An 18,838-nucleotide genomic window follows, 5' to 3' on the forward strand; every position below is an offset into this window, starting at 1 on the left:
CGATCCGGCATCCGTGCCAAATCTAATGTTGTAGCTGCGCCTCGCCACGGGTGCGCCACAGCGACAGCCCGATACCCGCGCCCAGCACCCCGGCCGTCACCAGCAGGGAAAAGGCCGGCGGGATCTTCTCCAGCCCCAGCGCATCGGCCAGGAAGATCTTGGCGCCGATGAAGATCAGCACCACCGACAGCGCATATTTGAGATAATGGAAGCGGTGGACCGCCGCCGCCAGCGCAAAATAGAGCGCGCGCAGGCCCAGGATCGCGAAGATATTGGAGGTATAGACCAGATAGGGATCGGTGGTGATGGCGAAGATCGCCGGCACAGAATCCACCGCGAAGATGACGTCGGCAATCTCGATCATCACCAGCGCCAGGAACAGCGGCGTCGCATGGAGCAGCGGCTTGCCGCCCGGTTCGGCCGGCTGGCGCACGAAGAAATGATCGCCCTCCACCCGCTCGGTCACGCGCATGTGACGGCGCAGGAAGCCAAGCAGCCGGTTCCCCTCCATCGTCTGTTCCTTGCCCACCGTCCACAGCATGCGGATGCCGGTGAAGATCAGGATCGCCGCGAAGAAATAGAGCGCCCAGGAGACATTCTGGACCAGCGCCGCGCCCAGCCCGATCATGATCGCGCGCAGGACGATGACGCCGATGATGCCCCAGAACAGCACCTCATGCTGATAGCGGCGCGGCACTTGGAAGAAGGAGAAGATCATCGCGATGACGAAGACATTGTCGAGCGCCAGCGATTTTTCGACGACGAAACCGGTGAGATAGGCGACCGCCGCCTCCTGCCCCATCTGCCAGGCGATCCAGCCGCCAAAGGCAAGGCCGATCGCAATGTAGAAGCCGGCCAGCTTCACGCTCTCGCGCACGCCAATCTCGCGCTGCTTGCGATGCAGCACGCCCAGATCCAGCGCCAGCAGCGCGATGATGATCGTCAGGAAGAGCACCCACATCCAGATGGGCTTGTCGAGAAAGTCGGTCGTCAGGAAATCCATGATGGGTCCGTGCTGCAAAGATGCAGGTCAAGCGGACGGCATGGCTCCCGGGTTCCCTCAGCGGGAATATGTCGGAAAGCGGCAATCGAACAGCAACGATCAGTGGCCCGGCGCAGCTCAGGCCACGCCGGGCAGCCGATGATCAGTCCGGCATCATCGAGCCGGTATCGATGAAGCGCTGGTGCCAGGCAAAGGCCTCGGCCGGCAGCATCGGCGACTGCAGGCCATAGCTGCCCTGCATCGCCCGCCTGAAATAATCCTTCAGCATCGGGCGATAATCGGGATGGGCGCAATTGTTGATGATCAGTTCAGCCCGCTGGCGCGGCGCCAGCCCGCGCAGGTCGGCCAGCCCCTGTTCGGTGACGATCACCTGCACATCCTGGTTGATATGGTCGACATGGCTGGCATGCGGCACGATCGCCGAAATCTTGCCCTGCTTGGCGGTCGAAGGCGTCATGAAGATCGACAGATAGGCGTTGCGGGCAAAATCGCCCGATCCGCCGATGCCGTTCTGGATACGCGATCCCATGACGTGGGTGGAGTTCACATTGCCATAAATGTCCGCCTCGATGAGACCGTTCATGGCGATGCAGCCCAGGCGGCGAACCAGTTCGGGATGGTTGCTGATTTCCTGCGGGCGCAGGATCATCTTGTTGCGGAAGCGGGCCATGTCGGCATTCAGTCGCGCAGCAGCTTCCGGACTGAGCGAGAAAGCGGTGGCGCTCGCCATGCGCAGCTTGCCGGATTCCAGCAGGTCGAGCATGCCGTCCTGAATGACCTCCGTATAGGAGACCATATTGTCGAACGGCGCGTCGATGAGGCCCGTCAGCACGGCATTGGCGATATTGCCGACGCCCGACTGGAGCGGCAGCAGCGACGCCGGGATGCGGCCCATCTTCACTTCATGGCCGAGGAATTCGAGCAGATGGCCGGCAATCGCCCGCGCACTGTCATCGGGCGGGGTGAAGGGGGCGTTGCGATCGGGCGAGTCGGTTTCGACCACCGCCAGCACCTTGGCAGGATCGACCCTGAAATAGGGTTCGCCGATGCGATCGTCGGCGCGGGTCAGCGGAATCGGCACGCGGCTGGGCGGCAACGCCGTGCCGTAGTAGATGTCGTGCATCCCTTCGAGTGCGGCATTCTGCCAGCTATTGACCTCCAGGATGATGCCCTTGGCACGATCGAGCCAGGTCTTGTTGTTGCCGACCGAGGCGGACGGGATCAGCAGGCCGTCGGGCGTGATGCCGGTCACTTCGACCACCGCGACATCCAGTTCGCCCAAAAAGCCCTGCCATGCCATCGGCGCGACCTGGCTCAGATGCATGTCGAAATATTGCATCTCGCCGCGGTTGATCCGCTCGCGGGCAATCGGATCGCTATTATAGGGAAGACGAAATTCGACGCCGTCGGCCTTGGCGAGCGCGCCGTCCAGTTCCGGCCCGGTCGACGCGCCGGTCCACACCTTCACCCGGAACGGATCGCCGGCCGAATGGGCGGCGGTGATTCGATCCGCGAGCGCCAGAGGGACGGCCTTGGGATAGCCCGAACCGGTGAAGCCGCTCATGCCCACGGTCATGCCATCGGCAATCAGGGCAGCTGCGTCCTGCGCGCTGCGTCTTTTTGCCGCAAACCCTGCATGACCGATACGATCCGATGCCATCCTCTCGTCTCCATTAAATGTCTGACTGGCGTCCCTGCGCCGGCGCTTAGGTCTGGCTTTTCCGTTCTCCGCACAATAGGGATTCCCGGCACAATATCTGTGCAGGACATGTTCAAATGAGCGACCTGCTTCTTTCGATCCGCACCTTCATACGGCTATGCGAAAAGCCCAGTTTCACGCGCGTCGCTGCCGAGATGCATGCGAGCCACACCACCATAGCGCGACGGCTCGATCAGGTGGAAGCCCATTTCGGCACCGTGCTGTTTCATCGCACCACGCGCCGGCTGGTCCCGACGCCGGAAGCCGACCAGTTGCTGGTCCATGCCCGCACGCTGGTCGATGCGCTGGAAGTGGCCGAACAGGAATTGCGCCCGGTTCAGGGCGATGTCAGCGGCACGGTGCGGATCGGCGTCACCACCGCGCTGGGCCTCTATTATCTGGGCCTGCTGAGCCTGCTGAGCGATCAGCATCCCGGCCTGCGGATCGACATGGCGATGACCGACTGGCAACGCGATCTGGTCCAGGACCGGCTCGATCTGGCCCTGCGCGTCGGCCCGGTCGGGGACGATATGCTGGTCGTGCATCGGCTGGGCGCCCTGCCCCGCATGTTGGTCGCCCATCCCGACTATGTCGCGCGCCATGGCCTGCCAACCAGCGCGGACGATCTGCCGAGCCATCGCTGTATCGCCTATGGCTATGGCGATTTGCCGGCCAAATGGACGGTTGACGGCCGCGACCAGTTGATCAGCGGCCCGTTCCGCAGCGACAATAGCGAGGCGGTGCATCGCGCCGCGCTCGCCGGCCTCGGCATCGCGATGCTGCCCGCCGTGCGGGTGGCAGACGATCTGGAGGCGGGGCGCCTCGTGCGCGTCCTCCCCGCCAGCCAGATCGACCCGATCGACATATTGGCGGTGCATCCCGCGCTGAAGCGCCTGCCCGCCCGCGCCAGGCTGGTGCTCGATTTCCTGAAGGCGAATTTCCCCGGCGACCTGCCCCAGCGCTAAGCGGCGCGCAGTTCTTCCAGTACGTTACGTACCGTTTCCTGCAATTCCTGCGAACGACTGGACAAGGCGGTGGCCGCCGCATCGGTTTCGCCCATGGCCGATTGCGCCTCCGCCAGGGCCAGGCTCAGCGCTTCGGCCTGGGACGCCGCTTCGGCGATATGGCGGGCCATCTCCTCGGTCGCGGCCGCGATCTCGCCGGTGGCGCGTATCTGCTCCGCCACATCATCGACGATGCCGGCAGTCGACCGGTCGATCGTGTCGGCCGATTGGGTCGCGACATCGATCGCGCCCGACACGCTGTCGGCCGCGCGGCGGATATCCTGCAGATAGATGTCGATCTGGCGGGTCGCCTCGGCCGTCTGCGCGGCGAGGCTCTTCATCTCCGATGCCACGACGGCAAAGCCGCGCACCTCGCTGCCGCTACGCGCTGCCTCGATCCCGGCATTGAGCGACAGGGTCCGGCTCTGCGCCGCGATCTGGGCAATCAGCGCGACGATCGAACTGGCGGAATCGACCGTCGCCGACAGCATGTCAACCTCCGGCGTCAGCGCACGGGTCGCCATCGCGCCGCGCAGCGCATTGTCGCGGGTGTGGCTGGCGCTGCCGCCCACGCCATTGATCGAAATGGCCAGCTTTTCCGTATCCTGCGCCACCGCGCGGACATCGCCATCGGCGCGGGCATGGGCCTTGCGCAATTCGGCCGAGCGCTGGGTCGTGCGATCGAGCAGATCGAACAGCCATTGCTTGCTGGCCGACAATTGCCCGGCCAGTTGGCCCAGATCTCCGACCACCGCGCCCAACCGCGCCTCCAGCGCATCGGCCACCAGCCGGCGCCGCTCGCTTGCCTCTTCAGCCCGCCGCGCCGCTTCCTCGATCGCGCGCTGTCGGGTGGCAATTGTCTGCGCCCGCTCCAGTTCGGCCAGCGCGACCTCGGCCCGCTCCTTCGCCGCGTCCGCTTCCTTGCGCAAACCTTCGCTCCGCTGCCGCTCCTCGGTCTGCAGGCGGATGGTCTGGGTCAGCAGCGACACGATCCACCACAGCATCAGGGTCTGGATCACCACGATCAGCGCATGCACCAGCACGCGCGGCAGATCGCCCTCGCTGGCGAACACCCAGGCGGGATAGCTATAATTGAGGATCAGATGATGGAGCGCCGTCACGCCGGCCGCCACCAGTAGCGCCCGGCGATCGAGCAGCACGGTCTGTGCCGCCAGCGCCGCAAAGAAGCCCATATGCATGTCCATCTGCCAGCCATGACCGCGCAGCAGGAAGACATAGAGCGCCGGGATCGCCACCGATGTCACCGCCAGCGTCATGCGCGCCGGCGCCGAAATGTCGCGCCGCCGCACCATGATGGTCGGAAGCAGCGCCAGCAGCGCAGCCGCCAGCGCGCCGACCGCCGCATCGGGAGAGTTGAGCAGCCAGCCGATCAGCATGAGCGCCGGCACATTCAGCCAGAACAGCCACATCAGCATGCGCGCACCGGCCAGGCGGATGCTTTCCATCGGGCGTTCGACGTTCATGCCCGCCCTCCCCTGCCGGCGCAGAGGAAATCGGGTGCCGCCAGCAGCAACACGCCGCGCGCCAGCATCGGCCAGCCCAGCCGATCGCGATCGCCCCGCACCACCAATGCCCCCTCGATCTGCCCCTTGCCGATCGGGATCGCGCCGACCGCAATCAACCCCGCCGCCAATCCATGGCCGCTGGCCGTTGTCAGGGGAATGGCGAGCATGTCGCCACGCGCCGGCGGCGCCAGAACACCCGCCATCATCAGAAAAGCGACTGTCGCCAATTGCGCAGCCGCAAGCCCCCACCTGTTCCCCACTCTTGTCTCCCCCGCCGATCGGCTGGGGAAACATCACCAACAATTGTTAACGCGACACTTATGAGCCAGCAAAAATCATTGCGTCATCGTCACATTTTTCAGCCGTGGAAATAATCATAGACCTGCTGCGCGACCGCCTTCGACACGCCGGGTGCCCGTTGCAGATCCTCCAGCGCAGCATCCCGCACCGCCCGCGCCGTCCCGAAATGCATCAGAAGCGCCTTTTTCCGGGCCGGGCCGATGCCCGGCACCTCGTCCAGCGACGACACGGTGATCGCCTTGCTGCGCTTCGCCCGATGCGCGCCGATGGCAAAGCGATGCGCTTCATCGCGCAGGCGCTGCATGTAGAAGAGCAGCGGATGATTGATCGGGAAACTCACCTCCCGGCCATCCATCAGGTGGAATACCTCGCGCCCGTCGCGGCCATGATGTGGCCCCTTGGCGATGCCGATCATGCAGACATCCTCGATGCCCATATCCTCCAGCATCGCCCGCGCCGCCGACAATTGCCCCTTGCCGCCGTCGATCAGAACCAGGTCCGGCCATTCGCCGCCGTCGCGATCGGGATCTTCGCGCGCCGCCCGGCCGAAGCGCCGCTCAAACATCTCACGCATCATCGCGAAATCGTCGTTCGAGATTTCGGGGTTCTTCATGTTGAACTTGCGATAGGCGTTCTTGCGGAATCCCTCCGGCCCCGCGACCACCATCGCCCCCAGCGCATGGGCGCCCTGGATATGGCTGTTGTCGTAGATTTCGATCCGGTCGGGCACGCCGTCCAGCCCGAAAGCCTCGACCATCTCGTCCAATATCTTGGCTTGCGTCGTCGTCTCGGCCAGGCGCCGGTCGAGCGCCTCCACCGCGTTACGCTGCGCCTGCTTGATCAGGCGCGTGCGCTCGCCGCGCTGGGGCACCTCGATCCGCACCTTGCTGCCCAGCCTTTCGCTCAGCGCCAGCGCCATCAGTTCGCACTCGGCCGGCTCACGGTCGGTCAGGATCAGCTTGGGCGGCGGCACTTCCTCGTAAAATTGCGCCATGAAGCTTTCCAGCACCTCTTCGGTCGCCACATCATTGGTGTGGACTGGAAAGAAGCTGCGATGCCCCCAATTCTGGCCGCCGCGGATGAAGAAGGCCTGGATGCACATCGATCCGCCCTTCTCCGCCAGCGCGAAGATATCGGCGTCGCCCAGCCCTTCTGCATTGATCGCCTGCGATCCCTGGATGAAGGTCAGCGCCTTCAGCCGGTCGCGGATCATCGCTGCCTGTTCGAAATCCAGCGCCTCGGCCGCCGCCTCCATCGCCGCGCCCAGCTTCTGCTGCACGGCGGTTGACTTGCCGCCCAGGAAATCCTGGGCGTCCTGCACCAGTTCGGCATAGCCGGCCGTGTCGATGCGATCGACGCAGGGCGCCGAGCAGCGCTTGATCTGATACAACAGGCAGGGCCGCGAGCGATTGGCGAAGAAGCTGTCGGTGCAGGACCGCAGCAGGAACAGCTTTTGCAGTGCGTTGATCGTCCGCGTCACCGATCCGGCGCTGGCGAAGGGGCCATAATAGCGCCCCTTATATTTCCGCGCGCCGCGATGCTTCTGCACGCGGGGAAAGGCATGATCCTCGCGCAACAGGATGAAGGGGAAGCTTTTGTCGTCGCGCAACAGGACATTATAGGGCGGGCGATAGCGCTTGATGAGTTGCGCCTCCAGCAGCAGCGCTTCGGCTTCGCTGTTGGTGGTGACGATCGTCATGCTGCGGGTCTGCGCCACCATGCGCCGCAGCCGGTTGGGCAGCCGGTCGACCTGGGTATAATTGGCGACCCGGTTCTTCAGCGCCCGCGCCTTGCCGACATAAAGGACGTCGCCGCGCGCATCCTGCATCCGATAGACGCCGGGCCGGGTCGGCAGCGTCTTCAGCGTCGTGCGGATCGCCTCCACGCCCGCATCGATGTCGGGCTGGCTGCCGGTGACGGTATAGGTCGCCTTGTCTTCATTGAAACGGTCGGGGGATTGCGGCTGCGACATGGCCGCAGAGATAGCGGCACCGGCGCGGATCGCAATGGCGGTGTGGAACAAAGGGCGGCCAACATCGCCATTCATGATTGCCATTCATGGCTGTGTTACCGAAAGCCGGCCTAATCAACAGCCTGTCGACTTCCTACATGGGACAGGCGCAGGTCATCCCCTGGCTCGCGCCCATCCAAGAATAGCAGCGGAAGGGGCATATGCCCTGCACACCGCGAACCTCAAGCAAAGGGATATCCCCATGGCCACCAAAGCCTATGGCGCCAACGCCGCCGACAAGCCGCTCGAAGCCCTCGACATCGAACGCCGCGCCGTCGGTCCGCATGATGTCGCGATCGATATCGCCTATTGCGGCGTCTGCCATTCGGACCTGCACCAGGTCCGTTCCGAATGGGACGGCACCCTCTATCCCTGCGTTCCCGGCCATGAGATCGTCGGTCATGTGACCGCCGTTGGCGATCATGTCAGCGCCTTCAAGGTCGGCGACACGGTCGGCGTCGGTTGCATGGTCGACAGCTGTCAGGGCTGCGCCTCCTGCGACGAAGGCCTGGAGCAATATTGCGAGAGCGGCTTCGTCGGAACCTATAATGGCAAGACCGACGACGCGCCGGGCCACACGCTGGGCGGCTATTCGCAGAATATCGTGGTGAAGGACAAGTTCGTCCTGAAGATCAGCCACCCCGCCGATCAGCTCGCCGCCGTGGCGCCGCTGCTGTGCGCCGGCATCACCACCTGGTCGCCGCTGCGCCACTGGAAGGTCGGCCCCGGCCAGAAGGTCGGCATCGTCGGCATTGGCGGCCTGGGCCATATGGGGATCAAGCTGGCCCATGCCATGGGCGCCAAGGTCGTCGCCTTCACCACCTCGGAATCCAAGCGCCAGGACGCGCTGGACCTGGGCGCCGACGAAGTCGTCGTCTCGCGCAATGCCGAAGAGATGCAGGCCCATGCCAACAGCTTCGACTTCATCCTGAACACGGTTGCGGCAAGCCATAATCTCGACGCCTTCACCACCCTGCTGAAGCGCGACGGGACGATGACGCTGGTCGGCGTGCCCGAGCATGCCCACCCCTCGCCCAATGTCGGCGCGCTGATCTTCAAGCGCCGTTCGATCGCCGGCTCGCTGATCGGTGGCATCGCCGAGACGCAGGAAATGCTCGATTTCTGCGCAGAGGAGGGCATCGTCGCCGATATCGAGATGATCCGCATCCAGGATATCGAAGACGCCTATGCCCGCATGCAGAAGAGCGACGTCAAATATCGCTTCGTGATCGACAACGCCACGCTGGCGGCCTGATCGCTTCAAGGAAGGGCGGCCGAAAGGTCGCCCTTTTCCTATAGGGCGCCACTTTGCCGCGATCGGCCGTGGCGCTCGTCAGCCGGCGCTCTATCCCAACTGGATGCTGGCCCTCCTTCCCTTCACCCCCGATCATTTCTCCACCCTGTCGGGCTGGTTTGGCAGCGACGCGGATGTCGTTCAGTGGGGCGGACCCTATGTCCATTTCCCGCTGTCCGACGAACAGATGGCGGCGATGCTGGACGAAGGACGCAGCGATCCGCCCGCACGCCTGTGCTGGATGGCGCAGGACGGTGATCGACTGGTCGGCCATGTCCAGATCGCCTTCGACTGGCGCAACGGCAATGCCACGCTGGGCCGGGTCGTGATCGCGCCCGATGCGCGGGGCCGGGGTCTGGCGGTGCCGATGCTGCGCCTTGCGCTCGCCAGCGCCTTTGCCTTTGACGCCGTCGAGCGACTGGAACTCAATGTCTATGCCTGGAACCGGCCCGCCATCCGCAGCTATGAACTGCTGGGCTTCGTGACCGAAGGCGTCCGCCTGTCCTCCGTCCGGGTCGGCGATGCGCGATGGGATACCGCGATCATGCGGATGCTGCGATCCGAATGGATCGTCGGCACGCCAGCCTGAAGCCAAACAAAAAGGGCCGGCGCCTTTCGGTGCCGACCCTTTTGCTAATTCTGCCTGTTTCGATCAGGCGACCGGGCCAAGACCCTTGATCGCATCATCGACCAGCGCCTTGTCCGCCTTGGCATCATGGCCTTCGGCAATCAGGGCGGCGGCAGCGCCGGTAGCGGCCTTCACCGCCTTGGCACGAATGTCGGCGAGTGCGCTGCGCTCAGCCGCACCGATCTTGTCTTCCGCCATCTTCTGGCGACGGGCGACCAGATCGGCAGCCTGCACCTTGGCATCGGACAGAAGCGTTTCGGCTTCATGCTCGGCCGACTTGCGCATGGCGTCGGCTTCACCGGCCGCAGCGGCCAGCTTGGCTTCATATTCGCCCTTGAGCGCTTCGGCTTCGGCACGAAGCTTCGATGCTTCGGCCAGCTGTTCCTTGATCTGGGCAATCCGGCCATCCAGCACGCCGCCGATCAGGCTGGGCACCTTCTTGATCAGCAGGATGACGATGAACACCGCCATCGCCAGGCTGACCCAGGCCGTCGCGTCCATGCCGACCGCCTTGGGATCGGTATGCGGCGCGACGCCTTCATGCGCCACGGTGCCAACCGGCTCCATGCCTTCGGCGTGGATTGCCTGATTGAGGTGCGGGGCCTGCGCCTCGCTATGCTCTACTGCTGCCTCAGCCATGAGCCAGTGCCGCCTTTACTGCGTTGCGGGCCGCTTCGTCCGACGCTTCCACGCCGGAAATCCGGACGACCATGTCGCGCGCCGCATCGGCGGCGACGGTTTCAATCTGTGCCATGGCGGCATCCGTGGCGGTCTTGATCCGGGCTTCGGCAGCGCCGATTTTGTCCTGGATCTCCGCATCGGCGGCGGCCAGCTTCGCTTCCGAAGCCTTGGCGGCATCCGCCTTCGCCTTGGCCAGCGTCGCCTGGGCGGCGGTGCGGCTTTCGGCATCACGGACGCGATAGTCCGCTTCCGCTTCGTCGGCGCGGGCGAAGGCTGCCTTGGCAGCATCGAGATCACCCGAAATCTTCGCGTCGCGCGCGTCGGCCGTCGCCTGCACCTTGGGCACCATGCCGCGGCCGATGACGAAGAAGACGAAGCCGAACGTCAGCAGCAGCCAGAAGATCTGGGAAGCATAGGTATCGGCGATTTGCGCGATTTGAGGCATTTTTATCCGTCCGAAAAGGGGGCGGTCGTCAAGGGGCAGGCAGCCAGGCTGCCCGCCCCGTCGATCTTTAGGCCACGAAGACCAGGATCATGGCGATAACGAACGCCAGCAGACCCAGAAGTTCGGCGGCCGCGAAGCCGATGAACAGGCGACCCTGCTGGCCGTCAGCGGCACCCGGATTGCGCAGCGCGCCTTCGAGGAACGAGCTGAAGACGTTGCCCACACCGAGGGCGGCAATGCCCGCACCGATCGCGGCCAGGCCAGCACCGAGCAGCTTTGCGGCTTCTGCGTCCATGTTCTAAACTCCTTTTTCTAAACCAATTAAGCGTTGAAGAATGTACGAAAACTCAGTGCAGGTTTTCGGCGTCGTTGATGTAGACCGAGGTCAGCAGCGCAAACACATAGGCCTGGATCACGGCGACCAGCACTTCGAGTGCGCTGATACCGACCATCAGCACAAAGCTGGCGGCACCGACGGTCAGACCGAAACCGGGGCCAGCATTCGAGCTGTTGATGACGAAGCCGGCCAGCACCTTGAGCAGCACGTGTCCGGCGGTCATCGCCACGAACAGTCGCAGGCCCAGGCTGAACGGACGCACCATGAACGAGATCAGCTCGATCGGGAAAATGACCGGGATCATCGGCAGGGGCGTGCCGTGCGGCACGAACAGGGAGAAGAAGTGCAGCCCATGCTTCCAGAAGCCCACGATCAGCACGATCGAGAAGCTCATGATCGCCAGCACGCCGGTGGCGGTGAAGTGGCTGGTGAAGGTGAAGGGGTGGACCCCGACCAGACCCAGCGGCAGCAGACCCAGAAGGTTGGCCATCAGGATGAACATGAAGAGCGAGAAGACATAGGGAATGTACTTCTTGCCGCCTTCACCCACGTTCGAGATCAGCAGGTTCTTGATGAAGCCGGTGAAATATTCGACCGCCATCTGCCAACGACCAGGCACCACTTCGCGCTTCATGCCGCCGATCACGAAGATCCACAGCACCACCGCAGCGGCGACCATATAGAGCGCGCTGTTGGTGAAGGCGATGTTGAAGCCGCCGATGGACAGGTGATCGGTACCGAACAGCGGTTCGATCGCAAACTGATGCATCGGATCGATTTTGCCGGATTCTGCCACTTGGACCCCTGTACCGTCTAATATTCGGACTAAGACAAAAGCGCCCCTATTGATCGGAACGCTTCGTCGTCGTCAATCTGATGATGTTCCTGAACGCCGCCACGATCCCGAGACCGAGGAAGACAAGCAGGAGCCATGGAGATGTGCCGAGCAGCCGGTCGAGAACCCAGCCGATCAACGCACCACCGACAAGACCACCGATCAGCTCTGCGAGAACCCTGTTGCCCAGACGCGAACCATCGTCCGCCTGCTGCACTTTCGTCCCCTGTCTGACCTGCTCGGCATGTTCCGCCTGCGCAATTCTCGCTTCCAGTGAAGCGATCCGCGCATCTTCCCCCGCCGGGTCCTGCCCGGATTCACCCGCAACCATTGCCAATCCTTCCATCAGGCTGAAACCCAATGGCAGGCGGCATGGCGCTTGCGGCTGCACCCGTCAAGGCGCGGCCCGTTTAGAAAGGGGATGACGGATAGTCAACTATACTTGGGCAGGAGATTATCCTGCCCAGACGAACTGGCGGTCAAAGTCCGCCAGCCACGCGCATTTTACTGACCTGCGGTGGCGCAATAGGCCGGCAAAGAGATCGCCCCGGCGCCCTTGGTCTGCCAGGCACCACCGCCGACGCGATAGACCTGCCCCGGCTTCACCCGGCTGCTGAGCGTCTGGCAACCGGTTGCGGCCGCCACATCCTGCACCGTCACGCCGCGCTTGCCGGCCAGATCGGTATAGACGGCGCGGCGCTTGATGTTGATCGATTCGACCTCGGCCCGCACATCCGCGCCCACCGTGCCGGCGATGCCCAGATAGCCATCGGCCTGCTCGCCCACCGTGCCGGCGGCGATCGCGGCGGCCGCACCACCCTGGGCCTGCGCGGCACCGGCCAGAACCAGGCCGCCCAGCACAGCGGCGGCCAGCATGAACTTGCGTGTCATTGCGGGAACAACTCCGGGTTATTGTTGATCAGATCCTTGGCGTCCTTCTCCAGACGGACGACGACCTCCTGCTGGACCTTCACGTTCAGATTGATCTCGATCGGCTTGTCCGGGGCCTTGACCTGGATGCATCCCCCCAGGGCCGAAGCGGCCAGACCGGCCATCATGATTGCTGCTATCTTCATTTCGGCTCCGTATTTGACACAGTCTCGCTTGCCGCAGGCTGAACCGCAAGACCAGATTGCAGATCGGCCGCGCTTTGTGCGCGCATCTTCTGCTGGGCATCCTCGCCAATCTGGTCGCGGATCACCTGCGACGGGTCGACATAGGATTGGGCGGATTTCATCAGCCCCCGGAAGGGCGCGGAAATCCGCACGTTGAAAATGAAGGGCAGGCCAACGAAGCTTTTTGCTATCCCCTGCGGCGCCCCGCCCAATTGGCCCCGGTTGACGCCGTTGAACACCACATTGGTCACCATCTCGCCATCCAGCGCGCCATCCATCAGGATGGTGAGGCATTTATATTGCAGATCCTTCAGCGCATCGAAGGCGACCTTGCCCATAACTCCGACTTGTTCGTTCGACACCGGCCCCACATAGGACAGCACGCCGGACTGGCGCGTGGGATCGCAGGGGATGCTCGGCAGCACGCCCTCGGGCATGATCAGCGGCGCCATGCCCTGCTGCCGTGCGACCAGCACGCCGCCGGCAACCCGCCCGCCCTGCGCATTGAAGATCAGCGGCATGATGCCGTCGAACGTGCCGGTCGCCGACACATTTTTGAGGTCCATCGCCTGGATGAAGGCGCCGGCGTCGAGGCCGATGACCCGGAAGGTCAGATAGCGGTCGACATCGGCACCAAAGTCCATGGTCGTGGGCAGAAGCACCAGTTCACCGCCCGAAAAGGGAAAGCCGCCACCCTCGATATGCACCTTCTGGCCGGCACCCAGGCGATAGCGCACCGTACCATTGCGTGCCTCGACGCCCGGATTGACCAGCGCGATTCGCGCCTCCTGCCCGGTCGGCGTCACCATGTTGAGCAGGTCGGAGAAGCGGATCTCGCCAGACAGCCCCTCGACCGGGCCGAATGCCGCCGCCAGATCCAGCCGATCGGTCCGGAAGACGCCATCGCTGCTGACATCGGAACCGGTCCATCGGATATGCCCCTCGCCGGTCACGCGGCCAGCGACATTGGCGATCACGCCGAGCGTCAACGGCGTCAGTTCCTCCGGCTGCAATCCCGGCCCGAAGCCCAGGTCCGGCACGGTCAGGTCGGCATGCCCCTTCCCGTTGCCCAGGTCATGCGCAATATCGGCGCGCGCCACCGTGGCACCCTTGCCCGGCACCTGCAGCGTGCCGGTCGCGGTGATTCGGCCATCCTTCATCGCCAGGGCAAAGTCAGGCACGGACAGCGGGTTGAAGCGCACCGAAGGCTGCGCATCGCGCACCTGCATCGCCGCCTTGAGCGACAGCGCCCCCTTGGCAAAGGCCCAGCCGCCAGCCCCTTGCTCGACGATCAGCGGCACGGTGCCGATCCGTCCGCCCGCGCCCTTGATGTCGCCGGCAAAGCCTTCCTTCGTCGCCGCACCGGTGACGCTCGCGGCCGACAGGCGAACCGGCGCATCCTCCGGGCCAATGGCGAAATCGGCATTGCCCAGGGTGAAGCCGGTCTGGCCCAATATCAAGCGGGCATTGTCCGCCTTGAGCCGCATCGGGTTATCGCCACTTCGCCCGTTCAGCGCGACATTGCGAAGCTCCGCACCGCCCTTCATGCCGCCCGGCCCCATGGCGAAGAGGGCCGAATTGGGCAGTGGGCAGAGCGCCTGCCGGGTCTGCCCCAGCGCGAAGCTGCCATAGCGCGCTTCCAGCAAGGTCAGTGGCGCGCAATGTTCGTTGATCGCGATCGCACCATTGGGCGCCAGCCGGCCATCGATCGGCAGGCCAAGACCGCGAACAGCCCCATCGGGCAGCGGCCCATCCAGCCGCAACGCCGTCGTGAAGCGCGTATCGCCCTTCGGCCCGGCAACGAATCGGACAGGCTCGAACGCCAGCCGGGCACCGTCGGCCGTATAGGGATCGATGAACAACTGCCCGCCAAAACCGCCGCCGGCGCGGCGGGCCAGCCGGAGCGCAGCCTTGGGCAAGCCGCCGCCCTGCGACGTGATCGCGCCGTCCAGCGCCCAGTCGATCGCCGCGCCGCCCTTGCCCGGCCAGGCCAGCGTCACCCGGCCGTCCCGCGCCACGGCCACCTGCGCGCCACTGCGCGCGGCGAATTCGGTATCGGTCAGCACCAGACTGCCGGCGTCGCCCTTCTGCGCCAGCGCCACCCGCGCCCGCAGCAGATTATCCGCCCCGGCCCGCCGGGCCGCATCCGCCAACCGCAGGGCCAGCGGCGCCACCGGCGTGCCCGCCGTCGACGTGCGCAAAGCCGCCAGCGGATCGCGCCCGGCCATCCGCCCGTTCCGCGTGGTCAGATCGCCACTGAAGGTCGCATCACCGCCGTGCAGCGTCCAGTCACCGGCCAGTTCGGTTGGCCCCGCCAGCACCCCGGCACCGGAAAAGGCGCGCGCGCCGATCCGCGCCCGCCCCGCCATGGCCTTGGCCGAACCGTCGAACTCGATCCGACCGACGGGGGCTGCCAGCAACATGCCCTGCGCCTTGAGCGCATCACCCGCCAGCTTGGCCGATCCGTTCCAGCGGTCCAGCCCCTGCCCCAGCCACAAATCGATCTCGGCCGTCGGCGCAGCCATCGCCATGTCCGCGCAGGCCAGCGCATCGGCCTTGATCGGCCCGCGCAGATGCGGCCGGCCGTCCACCATCGCCACGTCCAGCCAGGCGCTGGCCTTGGCCACGCCACAGCCGGCCATCCGTGCCTTGGGCATGGCGGCGGCCAGCTTGCCGCGGAAACCCGATTTCAGATTGCCATTGCCATCGATCTGCATGCCGACCGCCCCCGCATCAGTATCCAGCCGCAACTGCGCGTCGCGCAGATGGAGCAGCAGGTCGGGCATGGCGAAGGGGGCGGTCGAATCGGGATCGCGAAACTTGTCCAGTTCGCCCAGCGTCAGCACGCCGTCGCGATAGGCGCCGCGCATCCGCACGCCACCGGCGCGCACCGCCGCCACCTGCGGCGTCACGCCGGAAAAGGCGATGTCGACTTCCACCCAGCGGGCGGTCAGGTCTGGCCGCGCCGGATCGCCCAGCACGACATTCTCGATCCGCTGGGTGCGCAGGCCCACCTGCGTCAGGTCATAATTGGCCTGGACCCCGCGCCGGTTCAGTTCGCGATTGACGAAATTCTCGGCGATCGGCGCGCGCTGCGTCCACAGCGCGACCAGCACCAGGCCGAGCGAACCCGTCCCGACACCCAGCCAGCGCAGCCAGCCCCGGCGAATTTCGGCTTCGCCGTTCTCGTCTTCCATCTGCCTGGCCAACCCCGACTTTCGCTCGCACTTCAGGTCCGTAACGCATCCATAACGTCCGACCCATTGGAAATATCCACCCCTGAAATAGCCTTGCCCGCGAAATCCGCAAAGCCTAGCCTTCATTTGCCGGGGAATGGGGGATCGCCAGCATGACCGAAAAGGACGAACGCGCGAGCCAGGATGGCGCTGGTCATCGCGCCCGCCTGCGCCAGCGACTGGCCGAAGGCGGCGACGGGCTGCTCGACCATGAACTGATCGAATATCTGCTCGCCCTCGCCATCCCCCGCCGCGACACCAAGCCGCTGGCCCGGCTGCTGCTACGCGAATTTGGCGGGATCGGCGGATTGATGGCGGCCGACTGGCAGGCAATCGCACGGGTGCCCGGCATGGGCGATACCAGCGTCGCCGCGATCAAGATCGTTCAGGCAACCGCGCTGCGGATGCTGCGCAACGATGTGGCGGAACGACCGGTGTTGGGCAGTTGGCAAGCGCTGCTCGACTATCTGCGCGCCGACATGGCCTATCTCCATGTCGAACGCGTGCGGGTGCTGCATCTCAACAGCCGCAACATGCTGATCCGGGACGAGAATATGGGCGACGGATCGATCGACCAGGCGGCCATATATACACGCGAGGTGATCAAGCGGGCGATGGAACTGGGATCGGCAGCCCTGATCCTGGTGCATAACCACCCGTCGGGCGATCCGTCACCCAGCAAGCAGGATATCGAGATTACCCGCCAGATCGTCGAGGCCGGCAAACGGCTGGGCATCGGCGTCCACGACCATATCATCATCGGCGCGCAGGGGCATAGCAGCCTGCGCGCACAAGGACTGTTATAGCGTCAGGCGCCCTCGATCAGCTCGGACGGCCAGCCGATCCGCACCAGCAGTCCATCCGGCCCGTTGATCCCGACCTCATACAGTCCCCATTCGCGATGGCGCAAAATGCCGCCCGGCCGGATGACCAGGTCATCGACCCGCGCCGCGATCGCCGCCACATCGGGCGTGCGCAGATAGACGCCAAAGGGATTATGCGCCGGCACATCCCAGGGCGGCGCGCCGGCCTGGGTCAGATGCACCTCGCAGCCCCATCCCTCCATGATATGATAATGGTGATCGCCGCCAATCCGCGCGAAGCCCAGCCTTTCCCAGAAGACCAGCGCGACCGCGACGTCATTGCTGGGCACGATCGCGAAAGCGCCAACACCTGGAATTGCCGTCATGGCCAACCTCTCCCCTTGCCCCGTCCCGATCACATAACAAAAAGGCCCCCGCCATGCTTGCGCGTGACGGGGGCCTTTTTTTTCAATCAAAGTGGCGCCGTTCAGCCACCAAAACCGAAGTTCAGGAATTCGGGCACCGGACCGTTCCAGCCATCGTCCGGACCATCATCGGGTTCCTGACGGCGGCTATGCGGCGCTGGGCGTGCAGCCGGCGCATCGCGGCGGTCGTCACGACGATCATCCCGCTTGTCGCTGCGCCGGTCATCCTTGCGCTCGGGCTTGCGGCGCGCGTCGCGGCCACCGGAACGCTCATTGTCGCGCTCCTCGCGATCGGCCTTGCGTGACTCTTCCTTGGCGCGCGACGCAGGCGCAGCCGCGACCGGCGTATCGACATAGTCGATCTTGGTGCCGATCAGCTTCTGGATATTGTCGATCGCCTCGGCATCCTCGGCCGCGACGAAGGTATAGGCAACGCCCTTGGCCCCCGCGCGACCGGTACGGCCGATGCGGTGGACATAGTCATCGGGATGCCAGGGCGCGTCGAAATTGAAGACGTGGCTGACGCCCTTGATGTCGAGGCCGCGGGCCGCGACGTCCGACGCCACCAGGATGTTCACGCTGCCATCGCGGAACCGCTCCAGTTCGGCGATACGCGATGCCTGGTCGATATCACCATGGATCTCGCCCGACTTGAAGCCGTGGCGCTGCAGGCTCTTGTTCAGTTCGCGCACCGTCGTCTTGCGGTTGCAGAAAATCACCGCGCTCTGCACCTCTTCTGCTTCCAGCATCGCGCGCAGCGCTTCACGCTTCTTGCGCGAATCAACCTTCACCAGTCGCTGGGTGATGTTGGTCGATGCCGTTGCCGGGCGCGCCACCTCGATCGACTTGGGATTGTCCAGGAAACGATCGGCCAGCTTCTTGATGACCGGCGGCATGGTGGCAGAGAAGAGAAGTGTCTGGCGCTGCGCCGGCAGCTTGGTGCAGATTTCCTCGATATCCGGGATGAAGCCCATGTCGAGCATGCGGTCGGCTTCGTCGATGACCAGCATGTTGCAGCCATTGAGCAGGATCTTGCCGCGCTGGAACAGGTCCATCAGGCGGCCCGGCGTCGCGATCAGCACGTCGACGCCCTTTTCCAGCGCCTTGATCTGGTCGCCCATCTGCACGCCGCCGATCAGCAGCGCCATGGAGAGCTTGTGATATTTGCCGTATTTCTCGAAATTCTCGGCCACCTGGGCAGCGAGTTCGCGGGTCGGCTCCAGGATCAGGCTGCGCGGCATCAACGCACGGGCACGGCCGTGCGCCAGGATGTCGATCATCGGCAGCACGAAGCTGGCGGTCTTGCCCGTGCCCGTCTGCGCGATGCCGATGATGTCCTTCATCATCAGCACCGGCGGGATCGCCTGCGCCTGGATCGGCGTGGGCGTGTCGTAACCCGCCTCGGTTACGGCCTTGAGCAATTCGTCGGAGAGGCCGAGATCGGCAAAAGTCATTCAAATGTCCGGGACAGGAGGTTGGCCGTCCTGCGCGTCCGC

Annotated in this window: 19 protein-coding genes; 4 read left to right on the forward strand and 15 right to left on the reverse strand. The window is 64.7% G+C overall.

All coding sequences use genetic code 11. The annotated features are described in order from the left end of the window. Positions 1–22: 22 nt before the first annotated feature. Together U0025_RS10760 and U0025_RS10765 are read right to left on the reverse strand one after the other, a co-directional pair. Positions 23–1,003: a TerC family protein gene (locus tag U0025_RS10760; protein ID WP_004207381.1), complete on the reverse strand. Its 981-nt coding sequence runs from the start codon at positions 1,001–1,003 to the stop codon at positions 23–25. A 142-nt stretch (positions 1,004–1,145) separates the two neighbouring features. Further along, on the reverse strand, positions 1,146–2,663 hold the full coding sequence (locus U0025_RS10765) for an acetyl-CoA hydrolase/transferase family protein (protein WP_004207382.1): 1,518 nt from the start codon (positions 2,661–2,663) through the stop codon (positions 1,146–1,148). A gap of 116 nt (positions 2,664–2,779) precedes the next feature. Here U0025_RS10765 and U0025_RS10770 point away from each other — a divergent pair, with 116 nt between their 5' ends. Continuing rightward, on the forward strand, positions 2,780–3,667 hold the full coding sequence (locus U0025_RS10770) for a LysR substrate-binding domain-containing protein (RefSeq protein ID WP_004207383.1): 888 nt from the start codon (positions 2,780–2,782) through the stop codon (positions 3,665–3,667). On the opposite strand, the gene U0025_RS10775 is transcribed toward U0025_RS10770, so the two are convergent. The 3 genes from U0025_RS10775 to uvrC all read right to left on the reverse strand — a co-directional run bounded on the left by U0025_RS10775 (position 3,664) and on the right by uvrC (position 7,504). Further along, positions 3,664–5,190: a methyl-accepting chemotaxis protein gene (locus tag U0025_RS10775; RefSeq protein ID WP_004207384.1), complete on the reverse strand. Its 1,527-nt coding sequence runs from the start codon at positions 5,188–5,190 to the stop codon at positions 3,664–3,666. The two genes, U0025_RS10770 and U0025_RS10775, sit on opposite strands and share 4 nt — an antisense overlap. Then, positions 5,187–5,438, reverse strand: a complete 252-nt coding sequence (locus U0025_RS10780) for a hypothetical protein (RefSeq protein WP_051156872.1) — start codon at positions 5,436–5,438, stop codon at positions 5,187–5,189. Before U0025_RS10780 ends, U0025_RS10775 begins: the two co-directional genes overlap by 4 nt. A gap of 152 nt (positions 5,439–5,590) precedes the next feature. Next, positions 5,591–7,504: an excinuclease ABC subunit UvrC gene (uvrC, locus tag U0025_RS10785; RefSeq protein ID WP_037491626.1), complete on the reverse strand. Its 1,914-nt coding sequence runs from the start codon at positions 7,502–7,504 to the stop codon at positions 5,591–5,593. A 241-nt stretch (positions 7,505–7,745) separates the two neighbouring features. On the opposite strand from uvrC, the gene U0025_RS10790 reads away from it, so the two are divergent. Both U0025_RS10790 and U0025_RS10795 read left to right on the forward strand, forming a co-directional pair. Further along, a complete protein-coding gene (locus U0025_RS10790; protein ID WP_004207388.1) occupies positions 7,746–8,798 on the forward strand; it encodes an NAD(P)-dependent alcohol dehydrogenase in 1,053 nt (350 codons plus the stop codon). Positions 8,799–8,901: 103 nt separating this feature from the next. Then, entirely contained in the window at positions 8,902–9,426 is a 525-nt protein-coding gene (locus tag U0025_RS10795; protein ID WP_004207389.1) for a GNAT family N-acetyltransferase, read from the forward strand. A 63-nt stretch (positions 9,427–9,489) separates the two neighbouring features. Here U0025_RS10795 and U0025_RS10800 read toward each other — a convergent pair whose 3' ends face one another. From U0025_RS10800 to U0025_RS10835, 8 genes are all read right to left on the reverse strand, one after another. Further along, complete coding sequence (locus U0025_RS10800; RefSeq protein ID WP_004207390.1) at positions 9,490–10,104, reverse strand: F0F1 ATP synthase subunit B family protein; 615 nt, start codon at positions 10,102–10,104, stop codon at positions 9,490–9,492. Further along, positions 10,097–10,591, reverse strand: coding sequence for a F0F1 ATP synthase subunit B family protein (locus tag U0025_RS10805; protein WP_004207391.1), 495 nt, complete (start codon positions 10,589–10,591; stop codon positions 10,097–10,099). The genes U0025_RS10800 and U0025_RS10805 overlap by 8 nt, the downstream gene beginning before the upstream one ends. A 67-nt stretch (positions 10,592–10,658) precedes the next feature. Beyond that, the gene (locus tag U0025_RS10810; RefSeq protein ID WP_004207392.1) at positions 10,659–10,886 is read right to left on the reverse strand and encodes a F0F1 ATP synthase subunit C; all 228 of its coding nucleotides are present in this window, start codon (positions 10,884–10,886) and stop codon (positions 10,659–10,661) included. Between the two features lie 52 nt (positions 10,887–10,938). Continuing rightward, positions 10,939–11,724, reverse strand: a complete 786-nt coding sequence (locus U0025_RS10815) for a F0F1 ATP synthase subunit A (protein WP_004207393.1) — start codon at positions 11,722–11,724, stop codon at positions 10,939–10,941. Between the two features lie 46 nt (positions 11,725–11,770). Then, entirely contained in the window at positions 11,771–12,094 is a 324-nt protein-coding gene (locus tag U0025_RS10820) for an AtpZ/AtpI family protein (RefSeq protein WP_004207394.1), read from the reverse strand. 173 nt (positions 12,095–12,267) lie between these two features. Next, entirely contained in the window at positions 12,268–12,654 is a 387-nt protein-coding gene (locus U0025_RS10825; RefSeq protein WP_004207395.1) for a YdbL family probable chaperone protein, read from the reverse strand. Further along, positions 12,651–12,839, reverse strand: a complete 189-nt coding sequence (locus tag U0025_RS10830; RefSeq protein WP_004207396.1) for a YnbE family lipoprotein — start codon at positions 12,837–12,839, stop codon at positions 12,651–12,653. Before U0025_RS10830 ends, U0025_RS10825 begins: the two co-directional genes overlap by 4 nt. Beyond that, positions 12,836–16,075 (reverse strand): intermembrane phospholipid transport protein YdbH family protein, encoded by a 3,240-nt coding sequence (locus U0025_RS10835; protein ID WP_004207397.1) that lies wholly within the window; start codon positions 16,073–16,075, stop codon positions 12,836–12,838. The genes U0025_RS10830 and U0025_RS10835 overlap by 4 nt, the downstream gene beginning before the upstream one ends. A 152-nt stretch (positions 16,076–16,227) precedes the next feature. Between U0025_RS10835 and radC the strand changes: the two genes are divergently transcribed. Further along, positions 16,228–16,920 (forward strand): RadC family protein, encoded by a 693-nt coding sequence (radC, locus tag U0025_RS10840; protein WP_004207398.1) that lies wholly within the window; start codon positions 16,228–16,230, stop codon positions 16,918–16,920. Between the two features lie 2 nt (positions 16,921–16,922). On the opposite strand, the gene U0025_RS10845 is transcribed toward radC, so the two are convergent. Both U0025_RS10845 and U0025_RS10850 read right to left on the reverse strand, forming a co-directional pair. Continuing rightward, entirely contained in the window at positions 16,923–17,303 is a 381-nt protein-coding gene (locus U0025_RS10845; RefSeq protein WP_004207399.1) for a VOC family protein, read from the reverse strand. A gap of 101 nt (positions 17,304–17,404) precedes the next feature. Further along, a complete protein-coding gene (locus U0025_RS10850) occupies positions 17,405–18,796 on the reverse strand; it encodes a DEAD/DEAH box helicase (protein WP_004207400.1) in 1,392 nt (463 codons plus the stop codon). Positions 18,797–18,838: the final 42 nt, after the last annotated feature.

Source organism: Sphingobium yanoikuyae, assembly GCF_034424525.1.
Classification (GTDB): domain Bacteria; phylum Pseudomonadota; class Alphaproteobacteria; order Sphingomonadales; family Sphingomonadaceae; genus Sphingobium; species Sphingobium yanoikuyae.